Annotated in this window: 16 protein-coding genes; 7 read left to right on the top strand and 9 right to left on the bottom strand. The window is 66.9% G+C overall.

Annotated elements, in window-relative coordinates:
• Nucleotides 1-2 precede the first annotated feature (2 nt).
• Together R5H32_RS12165 and R5H32_RS12160 are read left to right on the top strand one after the other, a co-directional pair.
• The gene (locus R5H32_RS12165) at nt 3-1,235 is read left to right on the top strand and encodes an Hsp70 family protein (protein WP_318338953.1); all 1,233 of its coding nucleotides are present in this window, start codon (nt 3-5) and stop codon (nt 1,233-1,235) included.
• 36 nt (nt 1,236-1,271) lie between these two features.
• A complete protein-coding gene (locus R5H32_RS12160) occupies nt 1,272-2,180 on the top strand; it encodes a rhodanese-related sulfurtransferase (protein ID WP_318338952.1) in 909 nt (302 codons plus the stop codon).
• Between the two features lie 9 nt (nt 2,181-2,189).
• Here the strand turns inward: R5H32_RS12160 and R5H32_RS12155 are convergent, their stop codons facing one another.
• Both R5H32_RS12155 and R5H32_RS12150 read right to left on the bottom strand, forming a co-directional pair.
• Nucleotides 2,190-3,716 (bottom strand): O-antigen ligase family protein, encoded by a 1,527-nt coding sequence (locus R5H32_RS12155; RefSeq protein ID WP_318338951.1) that lies wholly within the window; start codon nt 3,714-3,716, stop codon nt 2,190-2,192.
• A 78-nt stretch (nt 3,717-3,794) separates the two neighbouring features.
• On the bottom strand, nt 3,795-4,766 hold the full coding sequence (locus R5H32_RS12150; protein WP_318338950.1) for a glycosyltransferase family 2 protein: 972 nt from the start codon (nt 4,764-4,766) through the stop codon (nt 3,795-3,797).
• 222 nt (nt 4,767-4,988) lie between these two features.
• Here R5H32_RS12150 and R5H32_RS12145 point away from each other — a divergent pair, with 222 nt between their 5' ends.
• Nucleotides 4,989-5,537, top strand: a complete 549-nt coding sequence (locus tag R5H32_RS12145; RefSeq protein ID WP_318338949.1) for an acyltransferase — start codon at nt 4,989-4,991, stop codon at nt 5,535-5,537.
• A 237-nt stretch (nt 5,538-5,774) separates the two neighbouring features.
• A complete protein-coding gene (locus tag R5H32_RS12140; protein ID WP_318338948.1) occupies nt 5,775-8,015 on the top strand; it encodes a LamG-like jellyroll fold domain-containing protein in 2,241 nt (746 codons plus the stop codon).
• A gap of 100 nt (nt 8,016-8,115) precedes the next feature.
• Here the strand turns inward: R5H32_RS12140 and R5H32_RS12135 are convergent, their stop codons facing one another.
• The gene (locus R5H32_RS12135; RefSeq protein WP_318338947.1) at nt 8,116-8,376 is read right to left on the bottom strand and encodes a hypothetical protein; all 261 of its coding nucleotides are present in this window, start codon (nt 8,374-8,376) and stop codon (nt 8,116-8,118) included.
• Nucleotides 8,377-8,851: 475 nt separating this feature from the next.
• The gene (locus tag R5H32_RS12130; protein ID WP_318338946.1) at nt 8,852-9,454 is read right to left on the bottom strand and encodes a hypothetical protein; all 603 of its coding nucleotides are present in this window, start codon (nt 9,452-9,454) and stop codon (nt 8,852-8,854) included.
• Nucleotides 9,455-9,491: 37 nt separating this feature from the next.
• Between R5H32_RS12130 and R5H32_RS12125 the strand changes: the two genes are divergently transcribed.
• A complete protein-coding gene (locus R5H32_RS12125; protein ID WP_318338945.1) occupies nt 9,492-10,628 on the top strand; it encodes a right-handed parallel beta-helix repeat-containing protein in 1,137 nt (378 codons plus the stop codon).
• 67 nt (nt 10,629-10,695) lie between these two features.
• On the opposite strand, the gene R5H32_RS12120 is transcribed toward R5H32_RS12125, so the two are convergent.
• The 5 genes from R5H32_RS12120 to R5H32_RS12100 form a co-directional block, all read right to left on the bottom strand.
• Nucleotides 10,696-11,565: a glycosyltransferase gene (locus R5H32_RS12120; RefSeq protein ID WP_318338944.1), complete on the bottom strand. Its 870-nt coding sequence runs from the start codon at nt 11,563-11,565 to the stop codon at nt 10,696-10,698.
• A gap of 73 nt (nt 11,566-11,638) precedes the next feature.
• On the bottom strand, nt 11,639-12,460 hold the full coding sequence (locus tag R5H32_RS12115) for a CpsD/CapB family tyrosine-protein kinase (RefSeq protein WP_318338943.1): 822 nt from the start codon (nt 12,458-12,460) through the stop codon (nt 11,639-11,641).
• Between the two features lie 42 nt (nt 12,461-12,502).
• Nucleotides 12,503-14,038: a lipopolysaccharide biosynthesis gene (locus R5H32_RS12110; protein ID WP_318338942.1), complete on the bottom strand. Its 1,536-nt coding sequence runs from the start codon at nt 14,036-14,038 to the stop codon at nt 12,503-12,505.
• Nucleotides 14,035-14,925 (bottom strand): ExeA family protein, encoded by an 891-nt coding sequence (locus tag R5H32_RS12105; protein WP_318338941.1) that lies wholly within the window; start codon nt 14,923-14,925, stop codon nt 14,035-14,037. Before R5H32_RS12105 ends, R5H32_RS12110 begins: the two co-directional genes overlap by 4 nt.
• 223 nt (nt 14,926-15,148) lie before the next feature.
• Nucleotides 15,149-15,286, bottom strand: coding sequence for a hypothetical protein (locus R5H32_RS12100; RefSeq protein ID WP_318338940.1), 138 nt, complete (start codon nt 15,284-15,286; stop codon nt 15,149-15,151).
• A 118-nt stretch (nt 15,287-15,404) separates the two neighbouring features.
• On the opposite strand from R5H32_RS12100, the gene R5H32_RS12095 reads away from it, so the two are divergent.
• Nucleotides 15,405-16,094 carry a sugar transferase gene (locus tag R5H32_RS12095; protein ID WP_318338939.1) on the top strand — a complete coding sequence of 230 codons (690 nt, stop codon included), beginning with the start codon at nt 15,405-15,407 and terminating at the stop codon, nt 16,092-16,094.
• A gap of 116 nt (nt 16,095-16,210) precedes the next feature.
• Nucleotides 16,211-16,846, top strand: a complete 636-nt coding sequence (locus R5H32_RS12090) for a polysaccharide biosynthesis/export family protein (protein WP_318338938.1) — start codon at nt 16,211-16,213, stop codon at nt 16,844-16,846.
• Nucleotides 16,847-16,928 lie beyond the last annotated feature (82 nt).

Raw genomic sequence — 16,928 nt, 5'->3', positions numbered from 1 at the left:
CCATGTCCCCCGCGATCGGCATCGATTTCGGCACCTCGAACACCGCCGCCGCGATCCTTGGCGCGGGCGAGCCCCGGATCGTGCCGCTGGAAGCCGGGCAGGAAACGCTGCCCACGGCGATCTTCCTCGATTATGCCGCGCGGCGCACGGTGTTCGGCAGTGCCGCCGTCGGCGCGATGATCGACGGGCAGGAGGGGCGCTTCATGCGGGCGCTGAAAAGCGTGCTCGGCACGCCGCTCGCCCGCGAGCGGCGGCAGTTCCTGAACCGGCGGCTGACGCTTCTCGACGTGGTGGCGCAGTTCCTCGCGGAGATCCGCAGGCGGGCAGAGGCCGAGGCCGGGACCGGGTTCCGCCGCGTCGTTTCGGGGCGGCCGGTGAGGTTCCACAGCGCCGACCCCGAACGCAATGCACAGGCGGAGATCGACCTGCGGGAATGCTACCTGAACGCGGGCTTCGAGGAGATCCGCTTCGTCAACGAGCCGGAGGCGGCGGCCCGCGCCGCCGGTGCCGGCAAGGGCATCGGGCTCATCGTCGATATCGGTGGCGGCACCTCGGACTTCACGCTGTTCGAGAGTCGGGAGGGTGCGATGCATGTCCTCGCGAGCCACGGGCTGCGCCTTGGCGGCACCGATTTCGACAAGGCGCTGAGCCTTGAGAAGGTGATGCCGCTTCTCGGCCTTGGCGGCGAACTTCGCAACGAGATCGGGCCGGGCCGCCATGCGGTGCCGCGCGCCATCTTCCACGACCTCGCGTCGTGGGAGAAGATCGCCTTCCTCTACGGTCCCTCGACGCTGCGCAGCGTCCAGACGATGGCCCGGCTCGCGGTCGAGCCGCAGCGGCTCGGCCGGCTCGCGCGGGTGATCGAGAACGAGACCGGCCACGATGTCGCCTTCGCGGTCGAGGCGGCGAAGATCGGCGCGAACGGCGCGGCCGAGGCGGGGATCGACCTCGCGCTCGTGGAGCGGGGGTTGCGGCCGGTCCTGACCGCGGGCGAGCTGGCCAGCACGCTATTTCCCGCCGCGCGCGCGATCAGCGGCGCGATCGGGGAGGTGCTGGCGCTTGCCGGTCTTTGGCCGAACGCGGTCGGACGGGTGATCTTCGTCGGCGGGTCGAGCCTTCTCGCGGTCGTCGAGGCCGAGGTGCGCGCCGCCCTTCCCCACGCCGCCGCCGAGCGGTCGGATGTCTTCACCGCCGTCGTGCGCGGCCTCGCGATCTGCACCGCCGACGAAGCCTGACTTGCCTGCGGCGCGCGCGGGCCGTATCACGCGGCCATGCTGACCGTCGCCGCGCTTTATCAATTCACCGCATTCCCCGATCCGGCCGCGCTGCGCGGGCCGCTTCTCGCCGTCTGCGAGGAGCACGGGGTGAAGGGCTCGCTTCTCCTCGCGCGCGAGGGGATCAACGGCACCATCGCCGGGACGCGCGAGGGGATCGGCGCGGTCCTCGACCATATCCGCGCCCTGCCCGGCTGCGCCGGCCTCGACTGGAAGGAGAGCCCGGCCGGGGAGATGCCGTTCGGCCGGATGAAGGTGCGGCTCAAGCGCGAGATCGTGACGATGGGAGAGCCGGAGGTCGATCCGACCGCCGGCACCGGGCGCTACGTGGCGCCCGAGGACTGGAACGCGCTGATCGCGACGGAGGATGTCGTGGTGATCGACACCCGCAACGATTACGAGGTGGCGATCGGCACCTTCGAGGGCGCGGTCGATCCCGGCACGAAGAGCTTCCGCGAGTTTCCCGGCTGGTGGCGCGACAATGCCGCGCGCTTCTCGGGCAAACGGGTGGCGATGTTCTGCACCGGTGGCATCCGCTGCGAGAAATCGACCAACTTCCTGATCCGCGAGGGTGTGGAGGAGGTCTATCACCTCAAGGGCGGGATCCTGAAATACCTCGAGGAGGTGCCCGAGACCGAGAGCCTCTGGCACGGCGCCTGCTTCGTCTTCGACCAGCGCGTGAGCGTCGGGCACGGGCTGGCTCCGGGCGGGCACGGCATGTGCCACGCCTGCCGCCGGCCGCTCACCGCCGAGGCGATGGCCGGTCCCGGTTACGAGGAAGGCGTCTCCTGCCCGGCCTGCATCGACGAGTATTCGTCCCAGCAGCGCGCCCGGTTCCGCGAGCGCCAGCGCCAGGTCGCGCTGGCCGAGGACCGTGGCGATCTTCATCTGGGGCCGCGCGGCTAGCTCCGGCGCTCAACGCCGCGGGCGCGGCGCTTCGGAGGTCTGGTCGTCGGGGTCGGGCCCCGGCTCGAAGCGGGTGTAACGTCTGGCCTGGCGGGTGGCGAGGTCCGGCGGCGTCAGCGCCGCCTCGGCGGGTTCTGTCCGGCGCGGCTCTCTTCCGGCCGACCGCGCGGCTTCGATCTCGCGCGACCAGACGGTCCGGGGTGGCGGCCCGGCATCGGGCGCGCCCTCCGCGCCGCGCGCGGCCGCCTCTTCGGGGATGGTCGCGATCCACAGCCCCGCCCCCATCAGGAAGAAGACGAAGGAATAGAGCGAGGTCCAGATATGGACCGTGGTCAGGGTGAAGCTCAGGCCGACGAAGGTGATCATCCAGGCCAACCGCAGGTCCGCTATCGCGGAGCCCGGTTCGAGCCGGCGCCGCCCGACCCGGAAGATCGCATCGAGATAGCCGAGCACGATCAGCACGAACGCGGGGATCCCATAGCGCACCGCGATCACCAGCCAGAAATTGTCCATCGATCCGGAGCGCATGTAGGAGGGGCGCACCCAGTAGTTGAAGCCGAGGCCGAAGATCGGATTGTTCCAGACGTTGATCATGCCCCAGTCGAAGATGATGAGGCGATAATAGGCCGTGTGCGCCGAGAAGGTCGCATAGGTCATGAACACCCTGAGCGGGGACCGGTTGGAGAGGAGGTCTATGGCGACGTACAACAACCCGAAGAGCAGGCCGAGAAGCAGCCAGCGGCTGCGGATCTGGCGGAAGGCGATGCTCCAGCCGATCAGCATCGCCTGCAGAATCACCGACAGGAGCGCGCCGCTCGACACCGAGAAAACGACGCAGAAGCAGACGCAGACGCTGCGCCACAGCCGCCCTCCGAACCCGATCACACTGCGCAGCCCGACGAAGGTCAGCGCGAAGACCGAGGCGCAGAAGAGGCCGTAGTGGATCGGATGGGCGAACAAGACCTGGGCTCGGAACATCCCCATGCGCGGTTCGATGTTGACGTCCTGGACCGCGTTGAGGCCGAGCGCGCGAACCACCTCGATAGGCACCGAGCGGTCGGTCTGCGTTTCCAAGAACGCCAGCGGCAGCGACAGCAGGACCAGCAGCAGGAGCACCCGGATCAGCGCAATGAACGCGCCGGGCGTGCGGATGTAGGCGCGGGCGATCGCGTAGCCGCCGAGGAACTCGACCCCCATGGAGCCGGTGGCTTCGGTCGCCGTCGAGGGGCTGGTGATGCGAAGCGCAATGGCCATCCAGATCACATGCAGAACGAAGATCACGTCAACCGGAAGGACCTTGCCGTAGCGCCCCATAAAAAGATTGACGAGCAGCGGAAGTGTTGTGAACAGCAAAAGAAGCCGCAGCGGGGAGAGCTTGAGCGGCCCCACGTCTACCATGAAGGGCATAAGCAGCGCGAGCAGGTAGACCCATACGAGAACCGGCAGGCGCGGAACCGCGATCGCCCACCTTGCGGCTTGGTCGGCCGAGGCGGGTTTCCGCGCGCCGCGGGGGCCTGTCGTTTCCGCAACCGTCACGCCGTCGAAACCTCACATTGGACTGACAAGTTCCTCAGCCGGCGGCCGGAACCTGTCCAGTGCCGCCATTGTGCCATGTCAGTAACCTTTCATCCATTCGCACCGCGCCCGCCACAGCCGAACCCAGCTTTCGGCACGCTGCTTCATCCGGCCGCCGAGCAGACGCGCCGCGAGGCCGTATCCCGCCGCCCGCGTCGCGGACCAGGTCCACATCATCGCCAGCCCGAACGGCACCCAGGCCCGCGGCCAGTGATCGCGGATCAGCGTCACCCGCGCCTTGGCCAAAAACAGGAGCTTGTCGCCCAGCGTCTTGCTGGAGGCGCCGACGAGATGCATGATCTCGGCATCGGGCGTGATCATCGGCCGGCAGCCGAGCCGCGCCGCGCGCAGGCAAAGGTCCGCCTCCTCGCCGTAGATGTAGTAGCGCAGGTCGAAGCCGCCGAGCCGCGCCCAGAGTTCGCGCCGCATCAGCATCAGGCAGCCGACGACGATGTCGACCTCGCGCACCGTGTCGCGGCGCCAACTGCCCATCGCCTCGGGATGGAAGAGCGAGGTGCGCGGGAAGAGGGTGGTGAGCCCGGAGGCGGCGCAGAAGATGCTCCAGGGCGTCATCCGCCGCCAGCAGGAGGCGAAGTTGAGCGAACCGTCGGGAAACACGGTCCGGCCGCCGTAGATGCCGGCGTCGGGATGGGCCTTGGCGAAGGCGAGGAGCCGGTCGATGGCGCCGTCATGGACCTCTGTGTCGGGGTTGAGCAGAAGGAGCCATTCGGTTTCCGCCTGCGCGGCAACGATGTTGTTGGCGCGTGCGAAGCCGACATTCTCGGTGCTGCGGATCAGCTCGACCTCGGGAAAGGCGGCGGCGATCGCGTCGGCGGAGCCGTCGGAGGAGGCGTTGTCGAAGACGACGACCCGAAGGAACGGGTTCCGGGTCTCGGCGAAGAGCGTCCGCAGCGCCGCGAGTGTGAGTGCGCGGGTGTTGTAGCTGACCATGATCACGGTCAGGCTGTCAGTCGTATCGAACTGGCTCAACTGGGTTTCGAGGGTATTCACTGTCTCGGACCTGACACTGACGGCACACTTGTCCGTTATAGCGCGCCCGGTCCCCGCGCGCGAGCCGCGATCGGGCTGGCGTCGACGACCGCCCGATCCTTCGCGGCATCGGGCAACGAAACGCGCCGCGTTGATTGAATATTTCCAATTTGTTAACTATTCTGCGGGTCTGTCGGAGGACCGGTCCCGCCGTGACCGGATTGCCAGAGTCAGGAGGGTCCGGTGCCAGACAGCGACGCCACGATCGCCGAACCGACGCCGGGAAGGCCTGCCGCACCGACCGGCCCGCAGGTGAAGGCGCGGCGGCGCGGGCTCAACCGGCTCAGCGGGCTGCGCAACATCCTTGTGACCTTGCGCCGGTCCGCGCTGCGGCGGCTTTGGGGGATGGACATCGACCCGACGGCGCAGTTCTCGCTCTCGGCGAAGTTCGACCGGACCTTTCCGATCGGGGTCCATGTCGGCCCGCATTCCTACATCGCCTTCGAGGCGCGGATCCTCACCCATGACCGGACGCGGGGGCTGTACCTCCATACCAGGATCGGCGCGAACTGCTTCATCGGCGGGCGCAGCATGATCCTGCCGGGGGTCGAGATCGGCGACAATTGCGTCGTCGGCGCCGGCGCGGTGGTGACGAAATCGGTGCCGCCGGGCTGTGTCGTCGCCGGCAACCCGGCGCGGATCCTCCGGCGCGACATCGAGGTGGGCCCCTACGGCCGGTTCCTCGATGCCGATGCCACCGAAAGCGATCTCGCGTCGCGGGGCCTGACCTGAGGCCAACTGATTGACCGTTTCCTGACCGAGCGAACGCGCGGGACCTGCGCGTCGCAACACCCGTCCGGGCGATGGTATCGAGGACCGGTGACCTGCCGCCCGCGGCCGGGACCGAGTCGCCGCCTCTGCGGCGGATCCGGACCGGCGGCGAGACGGCGCAAGCCATCCGGACGAGCGCCGCGGATCTTGTGCCCTCCGGCCGAGCCGGCGGCGCCGTCCCGCAAGACGGAACTCCGCATGATCTCCATCTCCTCGCTTTCCCTCGACCAGACCCCGCCCCGCGACGGCGCGACGCCGCCGCCGGCCGGGGCGCTTTCGCTCACCGCGTTCAGCCGCGACCGCACGATCTTCGACAGCGGCGCGGGCTTCGGCCGCGCCCTGGCCGCCGTGCCCGTCAGGGGCACCGGCACGCCCGGCGCCGTCGTCGAGGCCCGGGCCGTCTCGCTCGACGATGGCGGCGCGGCGACCACCGCCTGGACCGAGATCGCCACGATCGGCGGCGCCGGCACCTGGAGCGGCGCCCTGACGGTGGCGCGCAGTTCCTCGTGGTTCCGGCCCGAGGTGCGGCTCAAGGCCCTGCCCGGCATCGCCGCCCAGGGCGCGGCGCGGTTCGGCGTCGGCCATGTCATCGCGATCTGGGGCCAGTCCGAGCCCGACCGGATCCTCTCGACCTTCCACGACAACACGACGCCGCCACCCGTCGCCGATCCCGAGGCGGTGCAGATCTTCCAGGGCGCGGCCGGCACCCCCGCGCGGCAGTTCATCTCCAATGCCCAGCCGCTGACCGCCGCTGCCGCCGCGCTCGCCGCGACGCTCATAGCGGCGCGGCCTGGCGAGAAGTTCGCGGTGATCTTCCAGACCGTCCCCGGCACCGATCCGCGCGACCTCGTCGACGACGCCAACCCGGCGCGCTCCTGGGCCGCCGACCGCGCGCTGCACGCCTTCGCCACCGCCGACGGCCAGCATGTCGGGCTCGCCGCGATGTCGTGGTTCGCCGCCCCCGGCAATCTTGGTGCGAGCTACGGCGAGGCCATGCTCCCGCTCTTTTCCGGGAAGAAGACCGACGGCACGGCGGTGAGCTTCCCCGCAACGATCACCTACGGCAGCGGCCAGAGCTACCGCGCCGACCACTGGTTCGGCGAGCTCTACGACTATGCCCATACGCGCTGGGTCGCCTATGGCCCGCACCGTTTCGACATCGACGCCGACATGCGCGACGCCACCCACTACGCCGGCGGCGGCGACCAGTTAAACCTCGCCAACAAGGAGGCCGCGCGGAAGAGCTGGCGGGCGATGCTGGCGATGCCGGGGGCGACGATGTTCCTGCCCTGCGGGATCGAGCCGGTGACCTATGTCAACGGCTATGCCGACGGCGCGGGCGGCTGGACCGATCTCTCGCATCCGGCAGGCAACACGCCCGACGGCTGCCAGGCCTGGGCGCGGTTCACAGCCCATGCGATCCTGCAGGCGGCGGGGCTGTCGGGCTGGGCGGCGCCGGTCTTCGACCAATGCCTCTGGGAGCCCTCGGGCGCCTGGGTCGAGCTCTGGTCCTCGGCCGGGCCGGTGACCACGACGCGGCTGAAGCGCGGCGAGGCGGCGCTCGGCTCGGGCCAGCCGCACTGGACCGAGGTGATGGGCTTCCAGATCAACGGGCTGCCGGCGGTGAAGGCGAGCATCGTCGCAGGAAGGGTGCGGATCCTGCCCAATTCCGGCAGCTTCAGCTACGCCGACACGGTGCAGTACGGCAACGGCGGCGCCACCGGCATGATCGGCTTCCCCGGGGACCAGATCGCCGGGACCTGGAAGAACCTGCCGATCGTCGATCTCGGCGCGGCGGGGCTCGACGGCGTGCCGGTGCGGCCGCTCGCCGATGCCGCGGTCGTCGCCAACACGCTACCGGTCGCGACGCCGCGCTTCGCCACCTCGGCGACGGGGCCTTATTTCCTCGACCCGGTCAACCTGCCCGCGGGCACGAGCGCGCGCACCTTCGCCGGACGGTTCCGCGTGCCGGCGCTGCCCACGACGACGGCGATCCTGTTCACCCAGGTCTCAACCGGCTTCGACGTGGAACTGATGAACAACGGCGCGCTGCGGTTCACGGTCGAGGACGGCGCCGGGACGAAGATGCGCAGCGCGCATACCGTGGCGACCGCGCTGGCCGCCAATGTATGGTACGACCTGGTCTGCGCCGCCGATCAGGTCGCCGCAGTGCTGCGCGTTACGATCAACGGCGCGCTTGTGGCGACGGTGCCGTTTACCGGCTCGGGCAACGGCGTCTTCCAGAGCACCCGCGCGCTCGGCTTCCTTGCGCGCAATAACGCCACGCTGCAGTTCGTCGGCGACGTCGAGTATCTGCGGGTCTGGCGGAGCGCCACGGTGACCGGCGCCGCGCCCGCGACCACGCCCTACAAGCAGATCCTCGGCCCGGCGTCCGCGACCAATGCCGACGCCTGGAAGCTCGGCGCCAACGCGACCTGACCGGGGTGCGCGGACAGGAAAAGGGCCGGCGGGTGGATCCACCCGCCGGCCCTTATGCCTTGCACCGGTCCGGACGCAGCCAGACGCGCCCGGCTTCGGATCACCAGAGCGCCACGATCCCGGAGGCCGTCGTGCCAGTCGCGTTGACCCCGCGCGCCCGCACCGCGAGCACGCTTCCCGAGGGCACGTTGCGAAACAGCACCGCCTGGCCGCCGGCAAGGCGCGCAGAGATGTCGCCGCTCACGCCCACGTAAAGCGCTCTCGGCAGCACCGGAAGGTCGGCTGCGTCGCTCGGCACCACCGCCGCCGCATCGCGCGCCGGGGCGGTAAGGCTGGTCGGGTAGTCGGAAAACTTGTCCATCTCTCTCTTCCTGATCGCCGGACCGGGGCGGTCCGGCCTGCCTGTCCTGGTCATGTCCGGGGGAAAGCATTCGTCGCGCGATCCGCCGACCGAAAAGTTATGAACGGCTTGTGTTAACATCGGCGAAAACCGGAGCGCGCCGCCCGACTGTTTCCCATTTTTGAACGCGCGGGACCGCCAGATCAGCGGAAAGATGCTGCTTCCGAGGCTCTTTGATTGTTTATTTGGGCCAATTCGGCCTAATCGGGCACATCGAAACTTAATTGTGCCCAACGTTTGCCACGTTGTCGCGCATTGTTTTGAAAAAAGATACACTCGCGGCACGAAAGAACACTTCTATGCATCTCGCACGCAAATTGATGGTTCTGAGTATCAGCGCGGCATGTTGTGCCACTGCGGTCCAAGCGACCGACTTCTACGTTCAACCGGCCAATCCCGGCCCGGTCAAGGGTACGGCCCTATCGGCGATTTCACTTCAGTCAGCGGGCGCCAAGCTGGGCCAGACCAATGTCACCGTCGACCCTCTGGCGCTGCCTGAGCAGTCGCTCCGGGTCCGGCACAAGGAAACCGCAGCCTCCGGCACCACCGCCGGCAAATGGTTGCGCGCGCGCCGTCCCGGCAACACCAGCGCGGACACCCAGATAAACTCGAACGCCTGGAGCAGCGACCCGACGTCCAGCACCAGCACCTCTGTGCAGGATACGACCTCCGGCACCAGCACCTCGGTGCAAGACTCGAGCAGCGGCTCGACCGGAACCGGAACCGCAACGGGTTCCGGCAGCACCACGACCGGCGGCAGCATCGGTACAGATTCCTCGACGAGTACGTCGTCCGCAGAGGCGCAGACGCCGGTATCCGGAGCGACAAGCGAATCCACGGCGACGCAGCCAGCGCCGGATACTACGACAACCGCGACGACAACGTCGCCCACGAACACGTCGGGAACGTCCGACACGCAGACCGCGTCATCGGGGACGAACACCGAGACCTCGACCGCGCCGACGACGACCACCACGACCACCACAACGGCACCCAACACGACCAACACCTCGACGGCGGCGCCGGCACCGGGCAGCACCTGGCAGAGCCTCTCGGCGCTTCTGTCGTCGGGCCAAGTGAAGGGTGGCGACCGGATCTTCCTGATGGACGGCTATCACGGCGCGGTCCTGATCCGCGACCAGCGGTTCACCTCGCCGGTGATGATCGCGCCGGTTCCGGGCCAGACCGCCCATGTCGAGTCGATCCAGATGCGAAACACGGCGAACGTCGTGGTGCAGGAACTCAAGGTCTGGGCGACCTCGTCCTCGGCGGGCGCCGGCACGCTGGTCCGCACCTACGGCGACACCGCCGATATAGCCTTCCTCGACCTCGACGTGCGCTCGGTCGCGGACGCCGCGAACTACATGCAGTGGAACTCCTCCACCTGGTTCGCCAACAAGCGCAACGGCTTCCTCATCGACGGCAACCGGAACACGGTCGCCAGAAGCCGGATCACCGGGCTCTACCACGGGCTTCAGGGCCTGGGCACCAACGTGCTCCTTGAGGACAACATCATCGACGGCTTCTCGGGTGACGGGATGCGGGCGCTCGGCGACAACTCGATCGTGCGCAACAACAAGGTCCAGAACTGCTTCCAGATCAACGGCAACCATGCCGACGGTTTCCAGTCGTTCTCGCGCGGCGCCGACGGCAAGGTGGGCACCGGTACGGTTAGGAACCTGTTGATCGAGAACAACAAGCTGTTCGAATGGACGTCCACTGCGACCAATCCGCTGCGCTGCAAGCTGCAAGGCATCGGCATGTTCGACGGCATGTTCGACGGCATCCTGATCCGCAACAACCTGATCACCTCCTCGGCCTATCACGGCATCACGATCGCAGGGGCGCTCAACTCGACCGTGGTGAACAACACGGTGTTGCGTCCCGACGGCTCTGCGGACAAGGCTCCGTGGATCCTGATCGGCTACCACAAGAACGGCACGCCGTCGAAGAACACCACGGTCGCGAACAACCTGGTGACGCGCATCAACACCAAGCCGGACGCCACCAACAACGTCGTGGTGACCAACAATATCGAAGTCACCAACAGCGCGAACGAGTTCACCTCTGTCGCCACCCAGAACTTCACGCTGAAGTCGAGCGCCCTGGCGATCGACGCGGGCACGGCCAAGCTCGCGCCGCCGTCCGACATCGTGGGAGGGAGCCGGCCGAAGGGCAAGGCACCGGACGCCGGCGCCTACGAGAACTTCTGACGCCACGGGCCGCGCAGACGACTTGGACCCCGCCGGAACACCGGCGGGGTTTTTCATGCCTTAACGGTCAGACCGACGCGCCCAGCGCCTGACGCAGCATCCACCAGCTGCGAAGAAACCGCAGTCGGACCAGCGTCCCCGCGCCGCGCAGCCGCTCGCCCGCGCCGCGGAGCTTCGGCGAAAGCAGGATTTTCGGCAGATGCAAGGCGATACTCGCCGGCATCACCAGCGCCCAAAGGAACCAGACGAACCGGCCAGCCGCGCCGGGATGGGCGGCGCTGTGCATGACGAACATCTCGCGCGCGATCCGAAGCCACTTGCGCTCTAGCGCAGGCCAGTCGGCGCGGGTCGGATGCGCCACCCTGAGATTCTCGTCAAGGGCCAGCCGGAAGCCCATGTCGCTCGCCCGCAGGCACCACTCCAAGTCTTCCGAGACGCCGGGCGTGAAGGGGCCGACCGCCTCCATCACCACGCGGGAGGTGACGAGATTGGCGGTGACGAAGAAGCCCTTGCGCTCGATATAGTCGCGGTAGTTGAAGGCGAAGACTGTCTCGAAGGCCTCGGCGCCGCTGCGTGGCCCCGGCGTTTCGTCGAAGACGTCGATCGCACCGCCGACGATGTCGGCGTCGCCAGTGGTGCGGCGCGCGGCGGCGAGCCAGTCCGGTGCCGGAACGCAGTCGGCATCTATAAAGCAAAGCCTCCCGCCGCGGCTTTCGCGCACCCCGCAATTCCGGGCGGAGGCAGCACTGGGCTTCGGCTCCTCGATGAAGCGGACGGTGGCGAACTCGGCCTTCAGCGCGTCGAGCGGCTCGGTCGAGCCGTTGTCGACGACGAGGATCTCTGCCCCCGCCGTGTCCCCGGCCAATAGCGCCGCGAGGCACCGGCGCAGCCGCCGCGTGTCGTTGTAATGGGGAATGATGACGCTTTCGGCGGGCATGCCGCCCCCGTTTTCGCGCGACGCCATATCGCCGGAAGGGGCCTCCCCGGAGCGGATCTCCACGCGCGCGACCTCAGCCGTAAGCTTCGTAGTTGTAACCGACCGAATCGTCGGAATAGCGGCACTTGTTCAGCACTATGCCGAGCACGTCGGTGAGCTGGGCAAGCTCCTTCTCGCAGATGTCGATATTCGCGAGCGTCGTGCTTTCGGCGGCCGCGACCAGCAGCGCGCAATCGACATTGCCGAGAAAGTTGACGTAGTCGTCGCCCGCGTCCATCGGCGCGAGATCGAAGATCATCAGGTCCGGCTGCCAGTTGCGCTCGATTTCGTCTAGGGTCCTGCGCGTGGCGGCGCTCTGCATGAGTTCGGATGGGTCGAGCGACTTGCTGGTGTTCAGCGCGATCGCAAGGTTGGAGCCGATCCGCATCGCCTGTTCTGCGAAGGCGACCCGGCCTTCGAGAACCTCGTGGAACGAGTTTTCGGGAACATGGCCGAGCATCCGGTGCAGCGAGGGCCGCCGCAGATCGAAATCGAGCAACATCACCCGCAGATCGCGCTGCCGTGCCAGGCTGAGCGCGAGGTTCAGCGCGATCGTCGTCTTGCCGCAGGCCGTCCCGGGCGAGGTGATGGCCAGACGGCTCCAGCCCTTTTCCTTCATCAGGCGGTAGGTGCGCGACCGCAAGAGATCATAGGGCGTCGCGTCGCGCCCACCCGCCAAAGCGGAAATGCGGCCTCGGGTGATGGCTTCGGGGGTCAGCGAGATCTCCGGCAGCGTCAGCCAGTCGTTCACGGACCGATCGCGCGCGCCCGCCCTGTCCCGGACCGGGGGCGTCGCCGATAGGGCCGAGCGGCGCATCTCGCGGGCCTTGGCCAATGCGGCTTCGAGTTTTTCCATCGCTACTTCACCTCCGCGCCAGCGGTCGCACTGCCCGTACGATCACAGACTCAGCCCCAGTTTCTCGGCCACCGTCGCGAAGATCGCGTCGAGCGGCTGGTAATAGATGTGCACCGCGTAGATGATCGCGGGAATCCCGACGATCGCGACCAGCATAAGCGCCGCGAAGCCCGAGCGTCGCCGCATCGTCTCTGACGGCGTGCGGATATAGGGAATCGTCACGATCGGCGTGATGCCGAACTGGTCGATCAAGTCCTTCGGGCGCCGGACCGAGCGGTTCAGCAGCTCCAGAAGCACGATCACCGCGAGGCCGAGCCCGATGCCGGCGAGCATGCCGCCGGCCACGATAAGGGTGCGGTTCGGGCTGACCGGGCCATCCGGCACGGACGGCGTTTCGACCAGCGAGATCCGCTCGCCCTGTTCCAGCACCTGGATCCGCTCGCCCGCCGCGGCCTGCGAACGGCGCGCCACCGCGGCATCGTATTGCTGCTGGACGTTGGCCTGGTCTCGCACGAGCGCGTCGAGCGCGACCTGGTTGGCCGGCGTCCGGTCGATCGTGTCCTGAAGGACCGCGAGTTCGTCGATAAGCTTGGTGCGCTGCTCCTCGGCCAGAGCGATCCTTGTGTCCAGATCGGCAAGCTGGACATCGAGCATCGTCGCCGCCGGATTGCCGCTTCCGTCACCCGGAAGCTGGGCCTTCACCACCTCTTCGAGCTGGGCGATCTTCTGCTGCAGAACCTTGACCTTGGGGTTGGACGGCGCAAACACGGCGAGCATGTCGCTAAGCTGTGCGCGCATCGCGTCGAGCTGCTGGGCCTCGGGGGTCTGGCCCGCGGTCGTGGCATTGCTGATCTGCCCGGTCGACTGGAAGATCGCGATCATCCGCGCCTTCTGGTCCTTCATCGTGGCGATGTCGTTCTCAAGCGTCGCAAGCCGCCCCTGCAAAAGCGTCTGCTGCCCGAGCCGAAAGGTCAGCGTCGAGGGCAGCGCGTCGGCATTGTTCGTCTGGAAATCGAGGATCTTGGCGCTCATCCGGTCGAGTTCGCCGTCGAGCCGCTCCACCTCGTTCTCGAAGAACTCGAGCGTGCTCTCGGCGCTAGCCGTACGGGAGGCGAGGTCGTAGTCGAGGATGAACTTGACGTAATCACCGGCCACGGCGGCGACGGTCTCTGCGCTGTCACCCTTGAACTCGATCCACATCGTCGTGGCCTCGCCGCGGCCCGTGCTCTTGTTGATCCGCGTGTTGCTGCGCATGGCGTCGGCGATCTGGTCCGGCGACATCGACGCGATATTCTCATAGACATTGTTGCGGCGCGCGATCTCGATCAGGTTCGTCCGCGTCATCAGGCGGTTCTCGACGGTCTGGAACTTCTCCATCGCCGCGGCCTGCACGGTCGGGGCGGCCAGTGCGGCCGGGATCTGCGAACCTTCGAGCAGAAGCAAGCCGGAGCTTGAAAAGACCGGGGGCAGGAGCAGCGCCGCGGCAACGGACGCCGCGGTCACCAGCGCGAAGATCACGATGAAGTAATGCAGCCGCCGCAGGAAGATCGCGAAGTAGAAAGACAGGTCCAGGTTCATTTGTGCTTCTCTTCCTCTGCCGCGATCTGGGCCGCAAAGAACACGCCGTCATCGAGGACCGACTGAACGACACTCTCGTCGGCATGGTGGTTGTCGGTGCTCCAGGCATAGAGCAGCGCCATGTCGCACAGCTGGTTGACCAGCCGCGGAACGCCGTGCGTCACCTTGTGGACCAGACGCGCCGCCGGCACCGTCACCTCGGCGCCGGTCCCGCCCGCCGCCTTCAGCCGATGTGCGATCAGTTCGACCACCGACTGCTCGTCGAGCGGAACGAGATGGAAACTCGCCGCGATCCGCTGTGCAAGCTGGCGCAAGGACGGATCGAGCACCATGTCGCGCAGTTCCGGCTGGCCGACGAGCACGAGTTGCAGCACCTCGTCCTTGCCGGAGTTGATGTTGGTCAGCATGCGCAGCTCTTCGAGGCTTTCGCGCGACAGGTTCTGCGCCTCGTCGAAGATAAGGACGACCCGGCGCCCGGCTGCATATTCCTCGATCAGGTAGTCCTGGAGCTGCTGGAACAGCTGCACATAGCCATGCCCCGCATCGAAGCGCACGCCGACCGCGTTCAGCACCCACTGGATCAGCTCGCCGCGGTTGCCCTGGCTGTTGGAGATCAGGCCGACGGTAACGCTGTCTTCGAACTGCCGCAGGAGTTCGCGCAGGAGCGTGGTCTTGCCGCAGCCGACCCCGCCCGTGACGAGGGTGATCGGCGCGCGGCTCAGGATGCCGAATTCGAGCACCGAATAGGCCCGGCGGTGCTGGGGCGACCAGAACAGGAAATCGGGATCGGGAACGAGCGTGAAGGGGCGCTCGCGGAACCCGAAGAAGTTCATGTAGAAGCCGACGCTACTCGTCTCTTCCGTCCTGGTCTCCGCGACCTTGTTCATCCACAAACCATTCGAAGCCGGGCTCCGTTGCGCCGTGCGGCTGCCCGCAATGCCTTTTCCAATCGTAGCAGCCCCGAACTCATCGCGTAAACGGTCCTGCGATGACTCAACCTGAGGCCGTGCTCCCCACATTCATAGCAAGTTTCTCACCGTTGCGTCGATTCGCAGCACCTTGCGCCCCCCGAAAATCGTAAACTCGCCTCATCAATCGACGAAATCCCATTCACTGTATCATATCCAGAAACAGATGGCGTGCGCATATGGGCGAAAAGGCGCGCAACCGGGCCGGGCGCCGGCTTTTCGCGCGGGCTCCGGCCGACCAGTCGGCGAATTCGGAAATGAAGATTTCGAAAATGATCATTCAATGATATGAATAAATGTGGGTGGTGGCCGTCTCATGGACGGAAGGCCAAGGCTATTGGAGCCCGGCTGGCCGCTCGCGCGCATCAAGCGCGCGTTCCGAAACGGGGCGGAGAGGCATGACGCTTCAGGTCAATGACGTGTCAGAAGAATTCGACTTGTCGGGCAAAGGGCACGGCTCAGCGGTTCGCGTGAAGCGGACCGGCGTTTATCGGAACGGACTGAAGCGGGTATTCGATCTCATCCTGGTTCTTCTTGCGGCGGTCCTGGCGGTGCCGCTCATTGCGGCCCTCGCGGTGATCGTGGCGCTCGACGGATCGTTTCCGTTCTACTTCAGCCCGCGGGTCGGCCGCGGCGGCCGCGTGTTCCGCATGCTAAAGTTGCGCACGATGGTGCCTGACGCTGACCGCCGGCTCGAGGGGTACTTGTCGCACAACGCCGAGGCGCGGCTGGAATGGAACAGCACCCAGAAACTCAAGGACGATCCGCGGATCACCTGGATCGGACGAATCCTGCGCAAGACCTCGCTCGACGAGCTGCCGCAGCTTTGGAACGTGGCGCTGGGGCAGATGTCTCTTGTCGGCCCGCGCCCCTTCATGCCGAGCCAGCGTGTGCTCTACGACGGCACCGCCTATTACACGCTGCGTCCAGGCGTCACCGGCCCCTGGCAGGTCTCCGCACGCAACGAGACCACCTTCGCCAAACGGTCCGATTTCGACCGGCTCTATGACGAGACGCTGTCTCTGCGGACCGACGTAAAAATCCTCGTCGCAACCGTCCGCGTGGTCCTGAAGGGCACAGGATACTGACCTGTCGCGCAATGGCCTCAGGGTTGAATATTCCAGACTGACAGCAAGTTAACGATTTGACCTGCCGGGGTTTGCTCGTACCCTTTGAGTGATTCGTACCTCAATGGATGTGAGAAATGTTCAGAACACTGTTGGGCCTAATAGTCGCAGTTCTCCTCGTTCCCGCCGCATGGGCGCAGAGCGGTTACCGAATTCAGGCGGGCGATCTCCTGCAGATGGAGGTCCTCGAGGATCCGAGCCTCAACCGAAGCCTGCTGGTATTGCCGGACGGCACCGTCAGCCTGCCGCTCGTCGGGACCGTGCGCGCCACGGGCCAGACGATCGAGGGGCTGCGCTCCTCGATCACGACCGCGCTCGCATCGAACTTCGCCTCTCCGCCCACCGTGTTCCTGTCGGTCGGCCAGCTCAACCCCGTGACCACGGCGGTGAACGCCGCCAACGCCCAGGCTGCCGCCGCGACGATCGCCGTCGGCCCGACGATCGCGATCTACGCGCTCGGCGAGGTCACGAGCCAGGGCCGCCGCGATGTCGCCAAGGGAACGACGCTGCTGCAGTTTCTTGCCGAAACCGGCGGCCTGACCAGGTTCGCCGCATCCAAGCGCATCCAGCTGCGCCGCCTCGACAAGTCGACCGGCACGGAAAAGGTCTATCGCTACAACTTCCATTCGGTGAAAGCGGGCGCCCAAGCCCCGTCGATCGTCCTTCATGAAGGCGACGTCATCGTAGTACCCGAGCGCAGGCTCTTCGAGTAAAGGCAGGAAAAGTGGGGACAACCAGGACCGGGATCGCAACCCTCGCGGTCACAGCAGTTATTTGGCCCGGAGCCGCGCTCCC

It is taken from the genome of Defluviimonas sp. D31 (genome assembly GCF_033436765.1).
Classification (GTDB): Bacteria; Pseudomonadota; Alphaproteobacteria; order Rhodobacterales; family Rhodobacteraceae; genus Albidovulum.
Note: the sequence above shows the minus strand (reverse complement) of the source record. Positions and strands in the feature narration are given on the sequence as shown.

Excerpts from the sequence above, each read along its gene's own strand:
- R5H32_RS12115 (WP_318338943.1), bottom strand. The coding sequence starts at position 12,460 with ATGGAAAAACTCGAAGCCGCATTGGCCAAGGCCCGCGAGATGCGCCGC.
- R5H32_RS12135 (WP_318338947.1), bottom strand. The coding sequence starts at position 8,376 with ATGGACAAGTTTTCCGACTACCCGACCAGCCTTACCGCCCCGGCGCGC.
- R5H32_RS12095 (WP_318338939.1), top strand. The coding sequence starts at position 15,405 with ATGACGCTTCAGGTCAATGACGTGTCAGAAGAATTCGACTTGTCGGGC.
- R5H32_RS12105 (WP_318338941.1), bottom strand. The coding sequence starts at position 14,925 with ATGAACAAGGTCGCGGAGACCAGGACGGAAGAGACGAGTAGCGTCGGC.
- R5H32_RS12090 (WP_318338938.1), top strand. The coding sequence starts at position 16,211 with ATGTTCAGAACACTGTTGGGCCTAATAGTCGCAGTTCTCCTCGTTCCC.
- R5H32_RS12140 (WP_318338948.1), top strand. The coding sequence starts at position 5,775 with ATGATCTCCATCTCCTCGCTTTCCCTCGACCAGACCCCGCCCCGCGAC.
- R5H32_RS12100 (WP_318338940.1), bottom strand. The coding sequence starts at position 15,286 with ATGATCATTTTCGAAATCTTCATTTCCGAATTCGCCGACTGGTCGGCC.
- R5H32_RS12110 (WP_318338942.1), bottom strand. The coding sequence starts at position 14,038 with ATGAACCTGGACCTGTCTTTCTACTTCGCGATCTTCCTGCGGCGGCTG.
- R5H32_RS12120 (WP_318338944.1), bottom strand. The coding sequence starts at position 11,565 with ATGCCCGCCGAAAGCGTCATCATTCCCCATTACAACGACACGCGGCGG.
- R5H32_RS12165 (WP_318338953.1), top strand. The coding sequence starts at position 3 with ATGTCCCCCGCGATCGGCATCGATTTCGGCACCTCGAACACCGCCGCC.
- R5H32_RS12160 (WP_318338952.1), top strand. The coding sequence starts at position 1,272 with ATGCTGACCGTCGCCGCGCTTTATCAATTCACCGCATTCCCCGATCCG.